Origin of the sequence: Streptomyces sp. NPDC003247, from assembly GCF_042888135.1 — a bacterium.
Taxonomy (GTDB): Bacteria; Actinomycetota; Actinomycetes; order Streptomycetales; family Streptomycetaceae; genus Streptomyces.
Genome location: NZ_JBIAPF010000001.1, coordinates 756287 through 776787, shown reverse-complemented (window position 1 = coordinate 776787; position 20501 = coordinate 756287). Strand labels below are relative to the sequence as shown.

Below are 20501 nucleotides of genomic sequence, written 5' to 3'. Positions count from 1 at the left end.
TGAAGATATGGGCGGGCCCGGAGACCCACCGGAGGGAACACCCGAGGGAACTCCCGGTGGAGCGGAGGACGAGTACCGATCCGTCGTCTTCGACGAATCGTTCGTCCGCGCTGCCCGCCTCCAGGAGTACTCCGCCGAGGAGCGCATCGCCGACCACGCGCCCGCCGTCCGCCGCCGTCCGCCCCCGCGCCGGGGCCTGTCCCGGCAGGCGCTCGTCCTGGTCGTCCTGATCGCCCTCGCCTTCGGCACCGCGATCTACATGGGCGTCCGCCACCCCTACCAGAACCCGACCGCCCGCCGCACCGTGGAACCCCTGCGGATGACCGTCATCCCGCTCGCCCCGCAGGGCGCCGTGCCCGGCACGGCCGACCCCGAGTACCTGTACGCGCACAGCCCCGCCGCCCAGTACCGCATCGGCGCCGAGGGCATCCCGCTGCCCGCCTCCCGGCGCACCGCGCACTTCTCCGACAGCCAGGTCGTCACCGCCCTGACCACCGCCAAGGACTACATCGTGCGCTCCTCCCTCTACCCGGAGGTGCTCACCGGCCGGCAGGTGCGGCCCGTGCGGGTGCTGATCGACCCCGACCAGCTCGACCAGTTCGACCAGAGCTTCGCCCGCCCGACGGCGGACGGGCGGCACGCGCCGACCGGCTGGCTCGTCCGCTTCGACCCGGCCAGCACGGAGCTCGCCGACCGCAAGATCCGCGTCCAGGGCACGCTCCAGGCCGCCGAGGCCGATTCCTCCACCCTCGAGGTCACCGCCGACCACACCTTCGTGTACGCGCTGCGGCCGGCCGGAGCCGACGCCAAGGCGCCGGCCTCGCTGTTCACCGTCCGCCGCGAGCTCCAGTTCCGCTTCGACCGCGACGACCTGCGGCTGCGCCAGACCCAGCTGATCGTCTCCTACGTCCAGGCCGGACCGCTGTCCTGCGGCGAGGACTCCACCAACCACCTGAGGCCCCTGCTCGCCGGCCAGACCGCCAAGGCGGGCGGCCCGGCCGGCACCGACCCGTACGCGACGGGCGGAGCGACGGCACTGTGCGGATCACTGGCGGGGAGTGCGCAGCCGAAGGTGTGACCCCCGGCGCACGGCAGGACGCTCAGGAACGGCGACGCCCCGTCCGCTCAGTCGTCCTCGCGCGGGGGCACGTCGTCGGCCGGGCGGTCGTTCGGCGGCGGGGAGCTGGTGAAGCCGTCGAAGCCGCGCCGGACCCGGCCGCCCAGACCGCCGGCCCCGCCCGCGATGTCGCTGACCAGCTTCATCAGCGGGTCCTTGGAGCTCTTGACGTGGTCGGCGTAGTGCGACGCCGACTCGCGGAAGGAGTCGGCGACCGAGGTGTCCTTGTCCTCGCTGCGCCGCGGGTAGTGGCCGTCCATGATCCGCTGGTAGTCGCGGGTCTCCGACCACTTCTTCAGCTCGGCCGCGCGGACCGTGGTGAAGGGGTGGGAGCGGGGCAGCACGTTGAGGATCTTCAGCACGGAGTCGCGGAGGTCGCCGCCGGCCTCGTACTCCTCGGCCTGCTGGAGGAACGCGTCCACGTTCATCTCGTGCAGGTGGTTACCGCCCGCGATCTTCATCAGGCCGCGCATCGACGCCTTCAGGTCCTGTCCGACGAGCAGCCCGGCCCGGTCCGCGGACAGCTCCGACTTGCGGAACCACTCGCGCAGGGCGGTCACGATCGCCATGATCGCCAGGTTGCCCAGCGGGATCCAGGCGACCCGGAGGGCGAGGCTCGTCAGGAACAGCAGGACGGTCCGGTAGACGGCGTGGCCGGACAGCGCGTGCCCCACCTCGTGCCCGATGACCGCCCGCATCTCCTCCTCGTCGAGCAGCTCGACCAGGCCCGTGGTGACCACGATGACCGGCTCGTCCAGGCCGATGCACATCGCGTTGGGCTGCGGGTCCTGGTTGACGTACATCGGCGGGACCTTCTCCAGGTCCAGGATGTAACAGGCGTCCCGCAGCATGTCGTTCAGATGGGCGAACTGCTGGTCGGAGACGCGGACCGAGTCGGACAGGAACAGCAGTCTCAGGCTGCGCTCGGGCAGCAGCCCGCTGAGCGCCTTGAAGACCGTGTCGAAGCCGCTCAGCTTGCGCAGTGCCACCAGCGCGGAACGGTCCGCCGGGTGCTCGTACGCACGCGAGGAGATCCCGGGGAAGCGCCTGCGCTGCCTGCTCGGCACCTTCGCGTGGCCGGTCTGCTCGTGGCCGTCGTCGGACATGTCTTCCCCCAGTGCGTGTGTCTGGCCCTCGTATGTCTGGCCCTTTGCGGACCCTTGTACTGCCCTTTGCGCCCCCGAAGCGGGGCCCAGCCTAGGCGCAGTTACGGTGGACGGGCACCACACCGAAGGAGTCCCGCACCATGGAGCACCACCCCGCAGCCGCCTGGATCGCCCAGGCCGCAGACGCAGCCCAGCAGCAGGGGACGGGGAACCTTCTCCGGGTCGTCCTGATCGTGATGGTCCTGGGCTGCGCGCTGACCGCCTGGTTCCTGCTCCGGGGCTACAAGCGGAAGGACGACTGAGCGGGCGGGAAGGTTCCCCCCCCCGGGCGCCCGCCGCGCCGCCGCCGGGAGGCAACGGCTCTCCCCAACGGTGGAGTCGGCGTGATGGGCCAAGAGGCGCCCGCTTACGATGAGCCGACATCTTTATCCCGCCCACACGCGATAGGTCCTGCCGAAGATGAGCTTCCACAGCGCCGCTGCCCAGTTGGTCACCCTCGCCGCCGAGGGCGAGGAGCACGGCGGCAACCACGAGAGCCTGAACCCCCTGCTGACCGGCGGGGGCGCGTTCGTCATCCTGCTGCTCCTGCTGTGGGTCACCACCCGCTTCAACCGCGACCGCTGAGGCACACCGTGTCCATACCGGGGCACCCCGGACAGCCGTCGGCCGGGGCCCTCAGGGCGGGCCGGTAGGGTCTGCACGCATGGGAGAGCAGGACATGCCTACCGGCCCGTCGAACCCGGGCAAGCGCCGCCTCGGCGTCATGGGCGGAACGTTCGATCCGATCCACCACGGGCACCTCGTGGCGGCCAGCGAGGTCGCCGCGCAGTTCCACCTGGACGAGGTCGTGTTCGTCCCCACCGGCGAGCCCTGGCAGAAGAGCCACCGCAGGGTCTCCCCGGCCGAGGACCGCTACCTCATGACGGTCATCGCCACCGCCGAGAACCCGCAGTTCTCGGTCAGCCGCATCGACATCGACCGCGGCGGTCCCACCTACACCGTGGACACCCTGCGCGACCTGCGGGCCCTCAACCCCGACACCGACCTGTTCTTCATCACCGGCGCCGACGCCCTCGGCCAGATCCTCACCTGGCGGGACAGCGAGGAGCTGTTCTCCCTCGCCCACTTCGTCGGGGTCACCCGGCCGGGACACCACCTCAACGACCCCGGACTCCCCGAAGGCGGCGTCTCCCTCGTCGAGGTGCCCGCCCTGGCCATCTCCTCCACGGACTGCCGAGCGAGAGTCGCCAAGGGCGACCCCATCTGGTATCTGGTGCCGGACGGAGTCGTGCGCTACATCGACAAACGCGAGCTGTACCGCGGCGAGTGAGCCGAGAGGGGTACCGGTGAACGACCGATACGACGCGGATCACGGGGAAGACGCCTACGAGCTCGTCGGCTACGACGAGTACGGCCGGCCCGTGTACCAGCAGGTCCCGCAGCAGCAGGTCCCGCAGCAGGCCTACGACCCGTACGGGCAGCAGCAGGGCTACGGCTACGACCCGTACGCCACGGCCGGGCAGCAGCGGACACCCGCCTACGACCCGTACGACACCGGGCAGCAGGCCCCGGTCCAGGACCCGTACGACACCGGGCGGCAGGCCCCGGTCCAGGATCCGTACGACACCGGGCGGCAGGCCCCGGTCCAGGATCCGTACGACACCGGGCAGCAGGCTCCGGTCCAGGACCCGTATGGCGCCGGCCCGTACGCCCCGCAGGGCGGCAGCCCGTCCGACGCGCCCTACGACCCCTACGGGCAGACCGCCGCCGGCGGGCAGCAGCCGCGCGCCGCCGAGCAGACCGCCTACATCCCCCAGCAGGCCGCACCGGCCGCGCGGGAGACGGCGGCCGCGCCGGACCAGGAAGCCTCCGTCCCCCGCCAACGGGACTACCAGACCGAGCAGTTCGCGTTCGTCGAGGAACCCGACGGTGACTCCGAGGACGTCATCGACTGGCTGAACTTCACCGAGAACCGCACCGAGCGCCGCGAGGAGGCCAAACGCCGCGCCCGCAGCCGCCTCGTCGCCCTGGCCGTGGTGCTCGCCCTGGCCGCGGTCGGCGGCGTCGGCTACCTCTGGTCCGCGGGGAAGCTGCCCGGCCTGTCCTCCTCGGACGACAAGAAGACCGGCACCACCACCGCGGCCGCCGCCCAGAAGCGCGACGTCGTCGTCGTCCACCTGCACGACACCGCCCAGGGCGGCACCTCCACGGTGCTGCTCGTCGACAACACCACCACCGGGCAGGGCACCACCGTCCTGCTGCCCAACTCCCTCGTCGTCACCACCGACGACGGCACCACGACCACCCTCGCCAAGTCGGTCGACGAGGACGGCTCGGCCGGCACCCGCGAGGCCCTGGACACCGTCCTCGGCACCGACATCGAGGGCACCTGGCGGCTGGACACCCCCTACCTCCAGAACCTCGTCGACCTGGTCGGCAACATCGAGGTCGACACCGACACCGACGTCCCCGACCCGGACGCCGAGAAGGGCCAGGCCCCCCTGGTCAACAAGGGCGAGGACCAGACCCTCAGCGGCAAGATGGCCGTCGCCTACGCCACCTACCGCGCCGAGGGCGAGGCCCAGAACGCCCAGCTGGAGCGGTTCGGCCAGGTCATGCAGGGCGTGCTGCGCAAGGTGTCCTCCGACGCCCAGGCCGCCACGGTCACCGTCCAGACGCTGGCCCAGATCCTCGACCCCTCGCTCACCGACAAGGACCTCGGCGCGTTCCTCGCCGGCCTCGCCGACCTCGCCAAGGGCGGCGACCACAAGACCGCCCTGCTGCCCGTGCAGGCCGACGGCACGCTCGACGCCGAGGCCAGCGCGAGCGTCGTCAAGGACGTCCTCGGCGGCACCGCCAAGAGCCCCGACCAGGACGCCGCCGTCAGCGTCTCCGTGCAGAACGCCAGCGGCACCAAGGCCAACACCGAGGACGCGCGCGTGGTGCTCCTCAACGGCGGCTTCACCTTCCTGGAGGGCACCACGCCGTCCGGCACCGAGTCCGCCTCCGAGGTGCTCTACGCGGACGCCGCCCAGAAGGAGAACGCCACCGAGGTCGCCAAGACCCTGGGCCTGTCCACCAGCGCGGTGAAGAAGGGCACGGTCGCCGCCAACGCCGACGTCTCCGTCGTCCTGGGCCAGGACTACGAGCCCTCGTCGTCCTAGCCCCTCCGCCGACGGGCCCGGCGGAGGCCACCACCGGGTGCGGTCGCCTCCGTCGCCCGGGTCCCGTCGGCGGTCCGTGAGACCCTTGAGGTCAAACGACCGCCGACGGAAAGCCGTGTAGTGACCGCCACCGACCGCTCCCTCGAGCTCATCACCGCCGCCGCCCAGGCGGCCGCCGACAAGCTCGCGCACGACATCATCGCCTACGACGTCAGCGACGTGCTGTCGATCACGGACGCCTTCCTGCTGGCCTCCGCCCCCAACGACCGCCAGGTCAAGTCCATCGTCGACGAGATCGAGGAGCGCCTCCTGAAGGATCTCGGCGCCAAGCCGGTGCGCCGCGAGGGCGACCGCGAGGCCCGCTGGGTCCTGCTCGACTACGTCGACATCGTCGTGCACGTCCAGCACAGCGAGGAGCGCGTCTTCTACGCCCTCGAGCGGCTGTGGAAGGACTGCCCCGAGCTCGACCTGCCCGAGGACGCCAAGGCGACCCGCGGCAAGGCCGCCGAGCACGCCCGGCTGCAGGCGGCCGAGGAGGACACCAGCGGCTTCGGGGACCTGCGGTGAGCGCCGGCCCGCAGGCCGCGGCCGGCCGCACGCCGGGCCGCGGCCGCCGTGTCATCCTCTGGCGGCACGGCCAGACCGCGTGGAACGTCGAGCGCCGCTTCCAGGGCACGACGGACGTCCGGCTGACCGAGACCGGCGTCGCCCAGGCCCGCCGCGCCGCCCGGCTGCTCGCCTCCCTCCAGCCCGACGCGATCGTCGCCTCGGACCTGTCCCGGGCGGCGTCCACGGCCGCCGAGCTCGCCGCGCTCACCGGCCTGGAGGTCACTCACGACGAGGGGCTGCGCGAGACGTACGCGGGCGTGTGGCAGGGGCTGACGCACGAGGAGATAATCGCCCGGTTCGGCGAGGAGTACGCCGCGTGGAAGCGCGGCGAGCCGGTCCGCCGCGGCGGCGGCGAACTGGAGACCGAGGTCGCCGACCGCGCCGCCCCCGTCGTGCTGCGGCACGCCGAGAAGCTGCCGGAGGACGGCACGCTCGTCGTCGTCAGCCACGGCGGCACGATCCGCACCACCATCGGCCGTCTCCTCGGCCTGGACGCCCACAACTGGGAGAGCCTCGGCGGGCTGTCCAACTGCTGCTGGTCCGTCCTCGGCGAGGGCGCCCGCGGCTGGCGTCTCCTCGAACACAACGCCGGCACCCTGCCGGAGCCGGTGCTCGGCGACGACGACTGAGCGACGACTGGACGACTGAGCGACGGCGGGCCGGGTGACGCGGCTGGGCGTCGGTGGCGGCCGGGTGACGGTGGCCGGGCGTCGGTGGCGGCCGGATGGCGGTGGCTGAGCGTCGTCCGGACGGTCGGGCCGATCAAGGTCGCCGGACGGCCGGACGGACCCGGCGCCGGCGGTGTCCGACCGGCCGTCGACCGGGCGCCGGGGACCGGCCGGGGACCCGGATTTCACTTTCCGGCAGGTCGCAGGCTAAAGTTCTTCTTGTTCGCCCCGCCGAGCGGGAAGAACGCAAGGGGCTATAGCTCAGTTGGTAGAGCGCCTGCATGGCATGCAGGAGGTCAGGAGTTCAATTCTCCTTAGCTCCACTGATCGACACTCTCCGGAGTCGTCAAAGATCGGTAGAAGAAGATCCCGCCCTCTCAGGGGGCGGGATTTTTCATTGCCCGACGGCCGCGTCCACCGGGTGACGCCCGGACCGGGATCCGGGTGCTCCCCTCGCGCGGCCGATTTCGGCAGACTGTTCCCGCGGCGGCTGAGTCACTCGGGCCCCGCAGGCGTATACCTCTGTGGAAGCGCTTCTCACATGCATGTTCGCGCTCGCGGCGACAGCCGCCCGGTGCCGTGTCCGGACTGGTACTGAGGCGTCGCTGACCGTATTGGCCCGGCCGTGGCAGAATCAAACGGCCGGAAGGGGGCGCGGCCCGACGGGAGGGAGCAGCGATGCCTACGAGCATCCTCGGAGAGGTCGGCCACCTCTTCGAAGCAGCGTCGACACGGGGGACGGCCACCCGGCTCAGCTGCCCTTCCTGCGGTTCCGCGTTCGTCGCCCAGGTCCTCGGGGACAACGGCGGGATCTCCTACGTGTGCACGGCCTGCGGCCACAGCTGGAGCTGATCGATGGGTGCACACAGGCGGAAGTGCGACTGGTGCGGCAGCGGCACCCCGATCGTCCGCGACATGGAACCGGTCAACTCCGACTACCAGTACTGGTGCGAGGAATGCGCGCGGGCGCTGATCATAAAAGGCGACCCGATCGAGACGTACCGCGAACTCGAGGGCGAGCCGATCTACGGCCGGCTCCTCGAGGAGCACTGCACACTCAAGCGGTTCTATTCGTTCGTCACCGCGTGACCGGGCCCCGCCGGACCCCACCGGATCCCGCCGTACCTCACCGGACCCGAGCTGACCTCGCGTGACATCCCGCACGAATCCGGACGCAACGGAAACGATTTGGTGGTTCACCCCCTGGACCGTGTAATGTTGGCGTCGCCGCCGGGGAAACCGGGCGACACGGTCGAGAAGCGGCTTAGCCGCAAGGCCACAAGGGGCTATAGCTCAGTTGGTAGAGCGCCTGCATGGCATGCAGGAGGTCAGGAGTTCAATTCTCCTTAGCTCCACAAGCAGATCCCGCCGGATCAGAAATGATCCGGCGGGATCTTTTTCGTTCCCCCCCACGAGCACGCGCGCGTGTGGGGGCCCGTGTGGACCCTGGGGTGCGGCCCGGGGTCCACACGTGGCCGCGGAACTCCCGCGGCCGGGCCGCCCGTTCACGTCTCCCGGCGGCCCGGCGGCCCGGCGGCCCCGGTGGTCGCCGGCTCAGCGGCCCAGGGCGCGGCGGCCGCGGCCCTGGGAGAGGACCGGGAGGTTGCGGGAGGGCTCCTTCGCGCGGGTGTCCTCCTCGATGCGCAGGGCCAGTGCCGGACAGCGGCGCACCGCGCGCAGCGCCTTCGCCTCCGCGTAGCGCGGCACCTTCGCCTGGGCGACGGTCGGGAAGCCGTCGGCGCCGAGCTGGAAGACCTCCGGGAGGATGTCCGCGCACAGGCCGTGGCCGCGGCACAGCGTCCAGTCCACGAAGATCTTCTGACGGCTGTCGCCGGACTCCGCGGGCTCTCCGCCGCCCGGGATGCCCGTCGGGGCCCTGCCGCCCTCGAAGAGTGGCAGAACGCCCTCCACGGGCCTGCCGCAGCCGTTGCCGAGGACATGCGCCGCCAGGTCGTCGGTGAACGCCTTGACGGTCGACTCCAGGAACATCGCGGAACCGTCCGGATGCGAGCAGGCGCCGCGTCGCTTGACGTTCTTGGCGACCTGCTTGAGCGCCTCCAGGGCCGCCGGGCCGCCGCCGTTGAGGATGTCCTCCATGCCGCGGGCCGCGGCCGGCAGGCCGAGGTAGCAGGGACCGCACTGGCCCGCGCTCTCCTCCGCCAGCCACTGCGCCACCCGAAGCGACTCGCCCAGCGGGCAGGTCTCCTGGCTGATCGGCAGGATCGCGCCGGCGCCCAGCGAACCGCCCACGGCGTCCAGGGAGTTGCGGGAGACGACCGCCTCGTCGACCGTGGCCGCGTCGATCCACTTCCCGTGGTAGCCGCCGGTCAGCACGCCCTGCGGGACCGGCGGCGCGCCGGCCAGCTGGAGGACGTAGCGCAGCGGGACGCCCGTGGGGACCTCGATCACCATCGGGCGGGCGACCGCGCCGGAGACCGTCAGCATGACGGTGCCGGGCTCGTCGTACAGCCCGGTGTTGCCGTAGCGCTCCGGGCCGATGCGGGCGGCGATGGCCAGCTGCGCGAACGTCTCGGCGTTGGACAGCAGGGTCGGGGCGCCGCCCACGCCGTTCTGCGAGGCGCTCACCTTGCGGCCGGGCGGGATCGCCGGTCCGCCGTCGATGGAACGGATCAGCGACGCGGCGGCGCCGGTGACCATGCGGATCGGGTTGCGCTGCACGAACGCCTTCAGCGCCGAGCGGCGGCCGTTGCTCAGGCCGCGTTCGGCGAGCGCGGCCTCCATGGACCGCTGGGTGGACTCGCGGGTGACCCCCACCACGAGCGTGCGGGCACCCAGCGCCTCGGCGACCAGCAGCGCGCCGTCGAGGATGAGGTGCGGGGCACGGTTGATGAGCACCGTGTCCTTGCGGCAGGCCGGTTCGTCCTCGCTGCCGTTGACGACGACGACCGGCCGTACCCCGCGCTTGATCGCCGCGTCGGCGACGGAGCGCAGCTTCTTGTGGAAGGGGAAGCCGGCGCCGCCGCGGCCCTTGAGGTTGATGCGTTCGGAGAGCTGGGCGAGCTTCTCCCCACCCATGGGCTCCAGCGGCCCGTGCACCTTCAGGTGCATGGGCAGGTCGAGCCGTTCGACAAGGTCGAAGCCCGACGTGAGCTGCGGAAGGCCGACCACGCGGACTTCTGGGACGTCGGGCAGGGCCTCGTTCACCTATAGCCTCCGGACGGCGTGTTCCAAGGTTCGCCCGAACCCGGTGCGTCGAACGACGCGCCGGGTGATGGTTCATCGGCGGGACCGCTGTTGTACGTGTCGTTCGGGTTGTACGTGTCGTACCGGGTGTTCGTCTCACCGGTGTCGTACACATCACTCCCGCCGTATCCCCCGGCGCCCGGATTGCCGTAGACCGGGATGTTGAATCCCGTGTCCTGGAGCGGGTCGTAGGCCGACGGGGGCGCCTCGCCGACCGGTGGCGGGGACGGGACCGGCCAGCTGCCCGACGTGCCGCCGCCGCTGTCGGCCCGGGGCATCGCCTCCGTGGGCCGCATGTCGAACGGCACGTCCATGCGCGCGGTCCGGTCGGCCTCGAATGGCCGCTGCGCGCGCGGGGGCGTGGAGACGGCCCGGTAGGCGGCCGCGAAGCCGCCCGCGGGCTCCTGCGCGGCCGTGTCGTACAGGGGCGACGCCGGTGTGTCGTACAGGGGTGCCGACGGCGGCGCGGTCCTGCGGGCCGAGCCCGCCGGGTCGGCCGCCGGTGCGCGGCCCGGGCGGTTCTCGTAGCCCGGCAGCGAGGAGGACGCCTCGGCCACGCGCGCGCGGCTCGCGTCCAGGGCGTCGCGGCCCGCCGGTTCGCCGCTGCCCAGGACGGCGGCGATCCGGTCGGCCACCTCGCGCTTGACCGGACGCGGGGCGGCGCGCAGCGCGAGGGCCGCCATGACGCCCAGCAGGGAGAGGCCGTACAGGATGACGAAGACCGGCTTGGCCTGGCGACCCGCGTAGAGTCCGTGGACGAGCGCGGCGCACCAGGCCGGATAGGCGAGCATGTGCATGGCGCGCCAGCGCGCCGCGACCGGAGCGGGGGAGGCGAACCTGCTGCGCAGCGCGCCGGTGAAGCCCACGAAGATCATCAGCAGACCGGCCAGGGAGCCGAGGCCGATCAGGCCGGCGCTTCCGGTGAGGCCGAGCGAGAACGGGATGATCGCGGCGATGAGCTGGGTGTGCTCCAGCGCGATCTTCGTGGTGATGTGCAGCAGCAGGAACGCGATCGAGGCGACCGCCGTCGTCCGGTGCACCGCCTGGCCGATGATCCGCTGGCGCGTGTTGAGGAGGATCCGGTCCTGCGCGACCAGGCCCCAGATCACCGAACAGCTGAGCGAGACGAGGGACAGCACGCCCGCGCCGAAGTTCAGGAACTCGCGGAACCGGTCGCCTCCGACCAGCACGACCACGGGTATCAGGACGAGGACGACAGCGGTCGCCACCCCGTAGGCCGACCGGCCCGGCTGGGGAAGCGAGCTGTTACTACGACGAGGGTTCATGGGGGCAACTCCGAGCAGTTCGGGAAAGCGGTCCCGCCGCCGCACTCTAAGTGGCGCCATACCGATGGGTAGGAGGTTTGAGTTATTGCGTTGTTATCAAAGGACAAGGTGACTCTTGTGATGTCCCTTACTGGCTGTTACGCGAAGTAATCCTGGGCTTGCATGCACAACGGGCTCGGTTTCGCTCATGCCGGTGCCGGTTGGCACCGTGTCCACCTGGCATACGCACGCGCGTCGCGCCGTGCTCAGCCGTGCTCAAGGGAAGCCGGTGCCGGCCGTGGCCGGGGAGGGCCCGGGGGGAAGCCCGTCGCGGCGCGCTGAGGGGCTGCGGTACCCTGAGGCCATGCGTGCCGTACGCCTTCTGCTTAGCGAGCCGCGCTGATCAGTCCCGACCGCCGGTGACCGGACGGTTCGGAATCGGCGCGGCATCCCCTCCTGTGCGAGGGGATTTTTCGTTTCCTGAGTGTGACAGCCGCTGGCAGAGACGATCGATGGAGCTTTGAGGATCATGAGCGAGACGAACCCCGCTGCCGCCGCCGAGGCAGCCGCGCCGCACCGCTACACGGCCGCCGTGGCAGCCGAGATCGAGGCACGCTGGCAGGACGTCTGGGACGACGAGGGCACCTACGCGGCACCGAACCCCAAGGGTGACCTGGCAGGGGACCCCGCGGAGGTCGCCCGGCCCGAGAAGTTCATCATGGACATGTTCCCGTACCCCTCGGGTGCCGGCCTGCACGTCGGGCACCCGCTGGGCTACATCGCCACCGACGTCACCGCCCGTTTCCAGCGTATGACCGGCCACAACGTCCTGCACACCTTGGGCTTCGACGCCTTCGGCCTGCCCGCCGAGCAGTACGCCGTGCAGACCGGCACGCACCCGCGCGTCTCCACCGAAGCCAACATCGAGAACATGAAGGCCCAGCTGCGCCGGCTGGGCCTGGGCCACGACAAGCGCCGGTCGTTCGCCACGATCGACCCGGACTACTACAAGTGGACCCAGTGGATCTTCCTGCAGATCTTCAACTCCTGGTACGACCGGGAGGCGGACAGGGCCCGCCCGATCTCCGAGCTGATCGCACAGTTCGACTCCGGTGAGCGTCCCGTGCCGGCCGCCGACGGCTCCACGCGCGCGTGGAGCGACCTGAGCGCCGGCGAACGCGCCGACGTCCTGGGCGAGTACCGCCTGGCGTACGCCTCCGAGGCGCCCGTCAACTGGTGCCCCGGCCTGGGCACCGTGCTGGCCAACGAGGAGGTCACCGCCGAGGGCCGCTCCGAGCGCGGCAACTACCCGGTGTTCAAGGCCAAGCTGCGCCAGTGGAACATGCGCATCACCGCCTACGCCGACCGGCTGCTGGACGACCTGGACGGGCTGGACTGGCCCGAAGCCATCAAGCTGCAGCAGCGCAACTGGATCGGCCGCTCCGAGGGCGCCCGCGTCGACTTCCCGATCGACGGCGAGCGCATCACGGTCTTCACCACCCGTCAGGACACCCTGTTCGGCGCCACCTACATGGTGCTGGCGCCCGAGCACCCGCTGGTCGAGAAGTTCACCCCGGACACCTGGCCCGAGGGCACGCACGAGGTGTGGACGGGCGGTCACGCGTCACCCGCCGAAGCCGTCGCCGCCTACCGCGCGCAGGCCGCCGCCAAGTCCGACGTCGAGCGGCAGGCCGAGGCCAAGGACAAGACCGGTGTCTTCATCGGCGCGTACGCGACCAACCCGATCAACGGCGAGCGGGTCCCGGTCTTCATCGCCGACTACGTCCTGATGGGCTACGGCACCGGCGCGATCATGGCCGTTCCGGCCCACGACAGCCGTGACTTCGAGTTCGCCCGCGCCTTCGAACTGCCGATCCGCTGCGTCGTCGAGCCGTCCGACGGCCGTGGCACGGACACGTCGACGTGGGAGGACGCCTTCGCGTCGTACGACGCGAAGATCGTGAACTCGTCGAACGCCGAGGTCTCCCTGGACGGCCTGGGCGTCGTCGACGCCAAGGCGCGCATCACGGAGTGGATGGAGCGCCGGGGCGTCGGCGAGGGCACCGTCAACTTCCGCCTGCGCGACTGGCTGTTCAGCCGCCAGCGCTACTGGGGCGAGCCCTTCCCGATCGTCTACGACGAGGACGGCGTCGCCCACGCGCTGCCCGAGTCGATGCTGCCGCTGGAACTGCCCGAGGTCGAGGACTACTCGCCGCGCACCTTCGACCCGGACGACGCCGACACCCAGCCCGAGACGCCGCTGTCGCGCAACGAGGAGTGGGTCAACGTCACCCTGGACCTGGGGGACGGCCCGAAGCGGTACCGCCGCGAGACCAACACCATGCCCAACTGGGCCGGTTCCTGCTGGTACGAGCTGCGCTACCTGGACCCGCACAACAGCGAGCGGCTGGTCGACCCGGAGATCGAGCGGTACTGGATGGGCCCGCGCGAGGGCCGGCCGCACGGCGGTGTCGACCTGTACGTCGGCGGCGCCGAGCACGCCGTGCTGCACCTGCTGTACGCCCGCTTCTGGTCCAAGGTCCTGTACGACCTGGGGCACGTCTCCTCCGCGGAGCCGTTCCACAAGCTGTTCAACCAGGGCATGATCCAGGCCTACGTCTACCGTGACAGCCGCGGCATCGCGGTGCCGGCCGCCGAGGTGGAGGAGCGCGACGGCGCGTACTACTACCAGGGCGAGAAGGTCTCCCGGCTGCTGGGCAAGATGGGCAAGTCCTTGAAGAACGCCGTCACACCCGACGAGATCTGCGCCGAGTACGGCGCCGACACGCTGCGCCTGTACGAGATGGCCATGGGCCCCCTGGACGTCTCCCGGCCCTGGGACACGCGCGCGGTGGTCGGCCAGTTCCGGCTGCTGCAGCGGCTGTGGCGCAACGTCGTCGACGAGAACACCGGCGAGGTCACCGTCGTCGACGGCGAGCCCGGCGAGGACACGCTGCGGGCGCTGCACAAGGCGATCGACGGGGTGCGCGGGGATCTGGAGGGCATGCGGTTCAACACCGCCATCGCCAAGATCACCGAGCTGAACAACCACCTGACCAAGGCCGGCGGCCCGGTGCCGCGGCCGGTCGCCGAGGCGCTGGTGCTGCTGGTCGCCCCGCTGGCCCCGCACGTCGCCGAGGAACTGTGGCACCGGCTGGGCCACACCGACTCGGTCGTCCACCGGGATTTCCCCGTGGCCGACCCGGCGTACGTCGTCGACGAGACCGTGACCTGCGTGGTGCAGATCAAGGGCAAGGTCAAGGCGCGCCTGGAGGTGTCGCCGGCCATCTCCGACGAGGAGCTGGAGAAGGTGGCGCTGGCCGACGAGCACGTGGTCAACGCGCTGGGCGGCGCGGGCATCCGCAAGGTCATCGTGCGGGCGCCCAAGCTGGTGAACATCGTCCCGGCGTGACGCGTCCCGTGTGAGGCCGGAGGGGGAGGCCGGGGCAGCGGGTCGGGGTAGTCCCCTACGGGCAGGTTCGGGGTTCTGCAGGAACTCCGGGCCTGCCCGTTGCGTTTACCGTTGAAGAGCGGCGCGCGGCGCGTGGTGCGCCGGAGGCGGTGGACGAAGGAGGAGCCGGTGGAAGCAGTGATCGCAGTCGTCGCCCTGCTCTTCGTGCTGTTCCTGGCGCTCGGCGCCTACGCCACGGTCAAGGTGGTCGGCGCCGCCAAGCGCGGCGTGGACCGCACCCTCACCACCGCCCGGCGCACGGTCGAGGACCACACCCTGCGGGCCAAGTCCTTCGCGCAGCCCGGCCCGGCAGGCGAGATCGCCCAGCTCCGGCTCACCCTGCGCACCTCGATGCGGGCCACCCAGGACGCGCTGCGCGCGGGCGTGGCGGAGGACGCGTCCCTCAAGGAGTCCCTCGGCCTCTTCCAGCGGCTCAGCGCGCACGGAGCGGAGCTCGACGGCGAACTCAAACGGCTGGAGTCCGAGCCCGACCGGGCCGCTCTCGCCGAACGCCTGCCGTCGCTGCGGGAGCGCACCGAGCGGATCACGGCCTCGGCGGACTCGTTGCGCTGGGCGGCCCGGGACCGGGCCCGCCGTTTCGCGGACGACGACCTCGACACCCTCAGCGCCCAGATCGACGTCGAGGCCGGTGCCCTGCGCCACTGGACCACCCCGGAACCCGCACCCGCCTCGACGTGGCCCGAGGCACCGGCCGCCGAGAGCCCCGCCGGACAGCAGGCATGGCCCGGCACCGCCGACTCGCCCACGGCGGAGCAGCCGGCACGGCCCGCCATCACCCCGCCCGGACCGCGCCCCACCTACCCCTGGCAGAAGAAGCCCCGGCCGGAGAGCACCACCTGACCCCGGGGCGTGCCGCCGCCGCGGCCCGGCGCCGGCGAAGCCGTGCGGGGGCCGGGCTGCCGCCCGCACGCTACGGCAGGTAACCTCCAGCTCATGTCCCGCCATGTCGCGATCGTCACGGATTCAACGGCCTACCTGCCGCGGCGGACGATGGAGCGCCACGGCATCACCGCGGTGCCGCTGACCGTCGTCCTCGGCGACCGGGCGCTCGAAGAGGGCACCGAGATCTCGACCCGGTCCCTCGCCCAGGCACTGCAGAAGCGACGCTCCGTCACCACCTCGCGCCCCAGCCCCCAGCTCTTCGCGGAGACCTACCGCAAGGCCGCCGAGGCCGGCGCCACCGGCATCGTCTCCCTCCACCTGTCCGCCGAACTGTCGGGCACCTACGACGCGGCGGTCATGGCGGCACGCGAGGCACCGGTGCCGGTGCGCGTGGTGGACACCGGCATGATCGCGATGGCCCTGGGGTTCTGCGCGCTGGCCGCGGCCGAGACCGCCGAGACGGGCGGCACGGTCGACGAGGCGGTCACGGCCGCGGAGAAACGGGCCTCCGGCACCTCCGCCTACTTCTACGTCGACACCCTCGACTACCTGCGGCGCGGTGGCCGCATCGGCGCCGCGCAGGCCCTGCTGGGCTCGGCGCTCGCGGTGAAGCCGCTGCTCCAGCTCGACGGCGGGCGCATCGAGCCCCTGGAGAAGGTACGGACCGCGTCGAAGGCGATCGCCCGCCTCGAGGAACTGGTCGCCGACGGGGCCGACGGCGCACGAGTCGACATCGCCGTGCACCACCTCGCCGCACCGGACCGGGCGTCGGCCCTGGCGGAACGGCTGCGCGCGCGGGTGCCGAACCTTGGCGAGCTCCATGTGAGCGAGGTGGGCGCGGTGATCGGGGCACACACCGGGCCCGGACTGCTGGGGGCCGTGGTCTCGACGCGGTGAGCGCGGCCCCTCCCGCGGTGGGTGCTGCGGGGGCGCTGCGGGGGCGCTGTGGGGGCTCCGGGGCGGAAGGCTGTCTGATCGTCACTCGTGCGGGTGGCCGAGTTATCCACAACCGGTGCGCCCTCCACGGAAATCGAGCAAGATCATCGCGATGTGGCGCGGTGCCCGATCCTCGACGCATGGCACTTCGATCACGCTCACGTACGACGCACCCGACCAGCGGACCAGGACGCGAACCCGGCTCCGACGGACGCGTCCGGCTCCGACGACCCCCCGCACGCGGCCGGGTGAGGAACCGTCATGCCCCGGCGGAGGAACTGCGCCGGCGGGCGGAGCTGCTGTTCGGGGACCGGGACGAGGAACGGGACGAATCGGGGACCGGGCCGCCGCCCGAGGGGAGCGGCGCGGGCTTCGGTGAACAGCTCCGTGCGGCCGAGGACCGGGAAGAGCGTTCCCGGGCGGGCACGGCTCCGGCCGGGGTGGTGGATCGCTCGCGCGCCCGGGTGGGGGAGCCGCCTGCCCCGGTGGAGACCGGGGAGGGGGAGAAAGGTGAGGAGGGTGCGGAGGGTGCGAGGCCCGTCAGCGGTCCGGGGGACCGGTGGCGGCGGGCCGGGCTCGCGCTGCGGGAGCGGATGCCCGTGTGGGTCCAGGCGCGGTGCGGACTGGAACGCGGGGGCGTGCTCGCGCTCGCCGTGCTGGTGGTCGCCGTGGCGGCCTTCGCCGTGCAGCACTTCTGGACCGGCCGGACCCAGCCCGTGCGGACGCCGGAGGTGGTGCGGGCGGCGGCGCCCTACGGCGTGCGGGAGCGGAGCGGGCCGGCCGAGCCCGCCGCCTCGGCGGGAGCGCCGGACGGCGGGAGCAGCGCTGCCCGGACCGCGCCCGAGATCGTGGTGGACGTCAGCGGGAAGGTGCGCAACCCCGGGATCCATCGACTGCCCGCCGGTTCACGCGTCGTCGACGCACTGACCGCGGCGGGTGGCGTCCGCCCGGGGACCGACACCGGCGGCCTCAACCGGGCCCGGTTCCTGGTGGACGGCGAGCAGGTGGTCGTCGGAGGCCCCGCGGCAGGCGCGGTCCCGGGGGCGGCGGGCCCGGGGGTGGCGAGCGGTGCGACGGGAGGAGCACCGGCGGGCCCGGTCTCCCTCAACACGGCCACCGTCGAACAGCTCGACACGCTTCCGGGCGTCGGGCCCGTACTGGCGCAGCACATCGTCGACCACCGGACGCGACACGGCGGGTTCCGCTCCGTGGACGAGTTGCGCGACGTGAACGGCATCGGCGAGCGGCGCTTCGCCGACCTGCGGGACCTGGTGAGGCCGTGAACGCCCGGCCACCCCGGGGCGTGCCCCCTGGCGGAGAGGACGGCGTGCCTTTCGGCGGAGAGGACGACGTCCCACCGGCCCACACGGGTGGCACAGGTGGCAGGGGTGTCACCGGTGGCACAAGCGGCGCAGTCGGCACGGACGGTCCAGGCCCTCGTTCTCGCAAGGCCGTGCACATCGCGTCCGGGAAACGGCTGGGGGCAGCTCACCCGCGCCAGGAAGGACCGGTGGATCTGCGGCTCGTGCCGCCCGCGCTCGCGGCCTGGGCGACCGCGGCGTCGACGCTGGACGCGTCACCGCGGACGGTGACCGGCGTCGCGCTCGCCTGCGCGCTCGCCGCCGGCGTCCTCCTCGCGCTCGGGCGGGGGCAGAAATGGAAGCAGGAACGGGAGCAGGAACGGAGGCAGCGGCAGGGACGGCGGGGAGAGAGGGGCGGCCGGCCGCCGGAGGGACGGGCCGGCCGACCCCGGGCGACCGTGGCCGCGGTGCTGCTCTGCGCGGCGGCGGCCGCCGCGTCGGCCGGGCTGCACGGGGCCGATCTGCACCGCGGACCCGTGCCGGCGCTGGCGCGGGCGTACGCCGGTGTCACCGCCGAGGTGGAGCTCACCTCCGATCCACGGCTCGCCCGGCCACGGGTGCGGGGAGACCGCATGAGCCCGGACTCCGTCCTCGTCGACGCGGAGGTGCGCCGGGTCGAGAAGCGGGCCGGAGAGGCGGTGGCGACGCGGACACCGGTGCTCGTGGTCGTGGACGTCGGGGACGTAGGGAACGGCACGGGAGACGGCCGGCAGGCGCCGGCACACCGTCCCCCTGGAGCGACGCGAGCGTCGTGGCTCGCACTGCTGCCGTCCACCCGCGTACGGGTCGGCGGACGGCTGGCCCCGCCGACCGGCGGGGACCGGATCGCGGCCGTGCTGCGGGTACGGGACCGGGCCGGGCCGGTGGTCGTGCGCGAGCCCACCGCCGCGCAGCGGTTCGCGGGACGGTTGCGGGCCGGCCTGCGAAAGGCCACCGACGGACTGCCGGCCGACGCGCGGGCGCTGCTGCCGGGGCTGGTCGTCGGCGACACCTCACGGATCACCTCCGAACTGGACGAGGCGTTCAAGGAGACGGACCTGGCCCACACGCTCGCCGTGTCCGGCAGCAACCTCACGATCATGCTGGCGCTGCTCCTCGGACCGCCCGGCCTGGCCCAGCACGTCGAGCGCCGCGGCCTGGCACCCCGGCTCGGCATCCCGCTCCGCACGACCGCGCTGCTCGGCGGAGCACTCACCCTCGGATTCGTCGTGGTGTGCCGGCCCGATCCGAGCGTGCTGCGGGCGGCGGCCTGCGGAGCCGTGGTGCTGCTCGCCCTCGCGACCGGCCGCCGCAGGTCCCTGATCCCGGCGCTGGCGACGGCGGTGCTGCTGCTGGTGCTGTACGACCCGTGGCTGGCCAGGAGTTACGGGTTCCTGCTGTCGGTGCTGGCCACCGGAGCGCTGCTGACGCTGGCGCCGCGCTGGAGCGCCGCGCTGCGGCGGCGCCGGGTTCCGCCACGGCTCGCGGAGGCCCTGGCGGCCGCGGGTGCCGCGCAGGTCGTGTGCGCGCCGGTCGTGGTGGTGCTGTCGGCACGGGTGAGCCTGGTCGCGGTGCCGTGCAACCTCCTCGTGGAGTTCGCGGTGGCACCCGCCACCGTGCTGGGATTCGCGGCGCTGGCGGCGGCGCCGGTGGCCCTGCCGGTGGCCGAGGCACTGGCCTGGTGCGCGAGCTGGCCCGCCGAGTGGATCGCGGGCGTCGCACGGACCGGCGCGGCGCTGCCCGGAGCGGGGGTGGACTGGCCGGAGGGCTGGGGCGGGGCGCTGCTGCTGGCCCTCGCCACGGCCGGTGCGGTGCCGCTCGGCCGGCGGATGCTGCGGCATCCCGGGTGGTGCGCGGCCTGCGGGGTGCTGCTCCTGCTCGTGGTGACGCAGCCGCCACCCCTGACCCGGGTGATCACCGGGTGGCCGCCTCCCGGCTGGCGGCTGGCGCTGTGCGACGTGGGCCAGGGCGACGCGACGGTCCTCGCGGCGGGCGCCGGGACCGGCGTGGTGGTGGACGCCGGACCCGATCCGGCACGGGTCGACCGGTGCCTGCGCACGCTCGGCATCACCAGGATCCCCCTCGTCGTGCTCACCCACTTCCACGCCGACCACGTCGCGGGACTGCCGGGCGTGCTGCGGGGGCGGTCGGTGGGCGCGATCGAGACGACGGGGTTCGAGGAACCGGTGGACCAGGTGGAGTCCGTACGGAGGGAGGCACGGGAACGGCGGATTCCGCTGGCGCGCGCGGCGGCGGGGGAGCGGCGGCGTCTCGGCGGCCTCGACTGGGAGGTGCTGTGGCCTCCCGCCGGCACCGGGCGGCGTCCGGGAGGGGAGACACCCCCAGGACGTGCGGTGCCCGAGCCGGAAGGGCCGAATGACGCGAGCGTGACGCTGCTGGTGCGGTCGGGCGGGCTGCGGATGCTGCTGCTCGGGGACCTGGAACCGCCGGCGCAGCGGGCGCTGGCACGGTCTCCGGCGGCCGGGCTGCTCGGCGGGGTGGACGTACTGAAGGTGGCCCACCACGGCTCGGCCTACCAGGACCCGGACCTGATACGGACGGTGGCGCCGCGGCTGGCGTTGATCTCGTGCGGCGAGGACAACCCCTACGGGCATCCCGCTCCCGGCACGGTGGCGGCGCTGCGGGCCACAGGGGCGACGGTGCTGCGGACCGACCTGGACGGGGCACTCGCGGTCGCCGGTACGGGCGCGGAGCTGCGGGTGGCGGGAGACTGAGGG

General features: G+C 72.7%; 17 protein-coding genes and 2 tRNA genes. 16 read left to right on the top strand and 3 right to left on the bottom strand.

All coding sequences use genetic code 11. The features are described 5' to 3' along the window. Positions 1-7: 7 nt before the first annotated feature. On the top strand, positions 8-1078 hold the full coding sequence (locus ACFYWQ_RS03290; protein ID WP_389512303.1) for a hypothetical protein: 1071 nt from the start codon (positions 8-10) through the stop codon (positions 1076-1078). A gap of 47 nt (positions 1079-1125) precedes the next feature. On the opposite strand, the gene ACFYWQ_RS03285 is transcribed toward ACFYWQ_RS03290, so the two are convergent. Next, entirely contained in the window at positions 1126-2223 is a 1098-nt protein-coding gene (locus tag ACFYWQ_RS03285; RefSeq protein ID WP_389512301.1) for a M48 family metallopeptidase, read from the bottom strand. A 140-nt stretch (positions 2224-2363) separates the two neighbouring features. Here ACFYWQ_RS03285 and ACFYWQ_RS03280 point away from each other — a divergent pair, with 140 nt between their 5' ends. The 10 genes from ACFYWQ_RS03280 to ACFYWQ_RS03235 all read left to right on the top strand — a co-directional run bounded on the left by ACFYWQ_RS03280 (position 2364) and on the right by ACFYWQ_RS03235 (position 8019). Next, positions 2364-2525: a hypothetical protein gene (locus ACFYWQ_RS03280; protein WP_389512299.1), complete on the top strand. Its 162-nt coding sequence runs from the start codon at positions 2364-2366 to the stop codon at positions 2523-2525. Between the two features lie 157 nt (positions 2526-2682). After that, positions 2683-2847: a hypothetical protein gene (locus tag ACFYWQ_RS03275; protein ID WP_389512297.1), complete on the top strand. Its 165-nt coding sequence runs from the start codon at positions 2683-2685 to the stop codon at positions 2845-2847. A 79-nt stretch (positions 2848-2926) separates the two neighbouring features. Beyond that, entirely contained in the window at positions 2927-3553 is a 627-nt protein-coding gene (gene nadD, locus ACFYWQ_RS03270; RefSeq protein WP_385065163.1) for a nicotinate-nucleotide adenylyltransferase, read from the top strand. A gap of 16 nt (positions 3554-3569) precedes the next feature. Further along, positions 3570-5387, top strand: coding sequence for a LytR C-terminal domain-containing protein (locus ACFYWQ_RS03265; protein ID WP_389512295.1), 1818 nt, complete (start codon positions 3570-3572; stop codon positions 5385-5387). A 120-nt stretch (positions 5388-5507) separates the two neighbouring features. Further along, entirely contained in the window at positions 5508-5954 is a 447-nt protein-coding gene (gene rsfS, locus ACFYWQ_RS03260) for a ribosome silencing factor (RefSeq protein WP_389512292.1), read from the top strand. Beyond that, positions 5951-6625 (top strand): histidine phosphatase family protein, encoded by a 675-nt coding sequence (locus tag ACFYWQ_RS03255; protein ID WP_389512290.1) that lies wholly within the window; start codon positions 5951-5953, stop codon positions 6623-6625. Before rsfS ends, ACFYWQ_RS03255 begins: the two co-directional genes overlap by 4 nt. A gap of 289 nt (positions 6626-6914) precedes the next feature. Beyond that, a tRNA-Ala gene (locus ACFYWQ_RS03250) sits at positions 6915-6987 on the top strand. Positions 6988-7342: 355 nt separating this feature from the next. Further along, entirely contained in the window at positions 7343-7516 is a 174-nt protein-coding gene (locus ACFYWQ_RS03245) for a hypothetical protein (protein WP_385065153.1), read from the top strand. Between the two features lie 3 nt (positions 7517-7519). Next, on the top strand, positions 7520-7753 hold the full coding sequence (locus ACFYWQ_RS03240; RefSeq protein ID WP_356572862.1) for a hypothetical protein: 234 nt from the start codon (positions 7520-7522) through the stop codon (positions 7751-7753). 193 nt (positions 7754-7946) lie between these two features. Continuing rightward, positions 7947-8019, top strand: a tRNA-Ala gene (locus tag ACFYWQ_RS03235). Between the two features lie 199 nt (positions 8020-8218). Here the strand turns inward: ACFYWQ_RS03235 and ACFYWQ_RS03230 are convergent. Both ACFYWQ_RS03230 and ACFYWQ_RS03225 read right to left on the bottom strand, forming a co-directional pair. Continuing rightward, a complete protein-coding gene (locus ACFYWQ_RS03230) occupies positions 8219-9829 on the bottom strand; it encodes an NADH-ubiquinone oxidoreductase-F iron-sulfur binding region domain-containing protein (protein WP_389512287.1) in 1611 nt (536 codons plus the stop codon). Beyond that, the gene (locus ACFYWQ_RS03225; RefSeq protein ID WP_389512285.1) at positions 9826-11154 is read right to left on the bottom strand and encodes a cytochrome b/b6 domain-containing protein; all 1329 of its coding nucleotides are present in this window, start codon (positions 11152-11154) and stop codon (positions 9826-9828) included. Before ACFYWQ_RS03225 ends, ACFYWQ_RS03230 begins: the two co-directional genes overlap by 4 nt. 508 nt (positions 11155-11662) lie before the next feature. On the opposite strand from ACFYWQ_RS03225, the gene leuS reads away from it, so the two are divergent. The 5 genes from leuS (at position 11663) to ACFYWQ_RS03200 (ending at position 20498) form a co-directional block, all read left to right on the top strand. Continuing rightward, the gene (gene leuS, locus ACFYWQ_RS03220; protein ID WP_389512283.1) at positions 11663-14545 is read left to right on the top strand and encodes a leucine--tRNA ligase; all 2883 of its coding nucleotides are present in this window, start codon (positions 11663-11665) and stop codon (positions 14543-14545) included. Positions 14546-14713: 168 nt separating this feature from the next. Continuing rightward, a complete protein-coding gene (locus ACFYWQ_RS03215) occupies positions 14714-15445 on the top strand; it encodes a hypothetical protein (RefSeq protein WP_389512281.1) in 732 nt (243 codons plus the stop codon). Positions 15446-15538: 93 nt separating this feature from the next. Next, positions 15539-16384, top strand: a complete 846-nt coding sequence (locus ACFYWQ_RS03210; protein ID WP_389512279.1) for a DegV family protein — start codon at positions 15539-15541, stop codon at positions 16382-16384. Positions 16385-16563: 179 nt separating this feature from the next. After that, positions 16564-17706 (top strand): helix-hairpin-helix domain-containing protein, encoded by a 1143-nt coding sequence (locus ACFYWQ_RS03205; RefSeq protein WP_389512277.1) that lies wholly within the window; start codon positions 16564-16566, stop codon positions 17704-17706. 170 nt (positions 17707-17876) lie between these two features. Continuing rightward, positions 17877-20498 (top strand): ComEC/Rec2 family competence protein, encoded by a 2622-nt coding sequence (locus tag ACFYWQ_RS03200; protein ID WP_389512275.1) that lies wholly within the window; start codon positions 17877-17879, stop codon positions 20496-20498. Positions 20499-20501 lie beyond the last annotated feature (3 nt).

Coding starts and splice junctions, on each gene's coding strand:
- ACFYWQ_RS03290 (WP_389512303.1), top strand. CDS start 8: ATGGGCGGGCCCGGAGACCCACCGGAGGGAACACCCGAGGGAACTCCC.
- ACFYWQ_RS03285 (WP_389512301.1), bottom strand. CDS start 2,223: ATGTCCGACGACGGCCACGAGCAGACCGGCCACGCGAAGGTGCCGAGC.
- ACFYWQ_RS03280 (WP_389512299.1), top strand. CDS start 2,364: ATGGAGCACCACCCCGCAGCCGCCTGGATCGCCCAGGCCGCAGACGCA.
- ACFYWQ_RS03275 (WP_389512297.1), top strand. CDS start 2,683: ATGAGCTTCCACAGCGCCGCTGCCCAGTTGGTCACCCTCGCCGCCGAG.
- nadD (WP_385065163.1), top strand. CDS start 2,927: ATGGGAGAGCAGGACATGCCTACCGGCCCGTCGAACCCGGGCAAGCGC.
- ACFYWQ_RS03245 (WP_385065153.1), top strand. CDS start 7,343: ATGCCTACGAGCATCCTCGGAGAGGTCGGCCACCTCTTCGAAGCAGCG.
- ACFYWQ_RS03240 (WP_356572862.1), top strand. CDS start 7,520: ATGGGTGCACACAGGCGGAAGTGCGACTGGTGCGGCAGCGGCACCCCG.
- ACFYWQ_RS03225 (WP_389512285.1), bottom strand. CDS start 11,154: ATGAACCCTCGTCGTAGTAACAGCTCGCTTCCCCAGCCGGGCCGGTCG.
- leuS (WP_389512283.1), top strand. CDS start 11,663: ATGAGCGAGACGAACCCCGCTGCCGCCGCCGAGGCAGCCGCGCCGCAC.
- ACFYWQ_RS03210 (WP_389512279.1), top strand. CDS start 15,539: ATGTCCCGCCATGTCGCGATCGTCACGGATTCAACGGCCTACCTGCCG.
- ACFYWQ_RS03205 (WP_389512277.1), top strand. CDS start 16,564: ATGGCACTTCGATCACGCTCACGTACGACGCACCCGACCAGCGGACCA.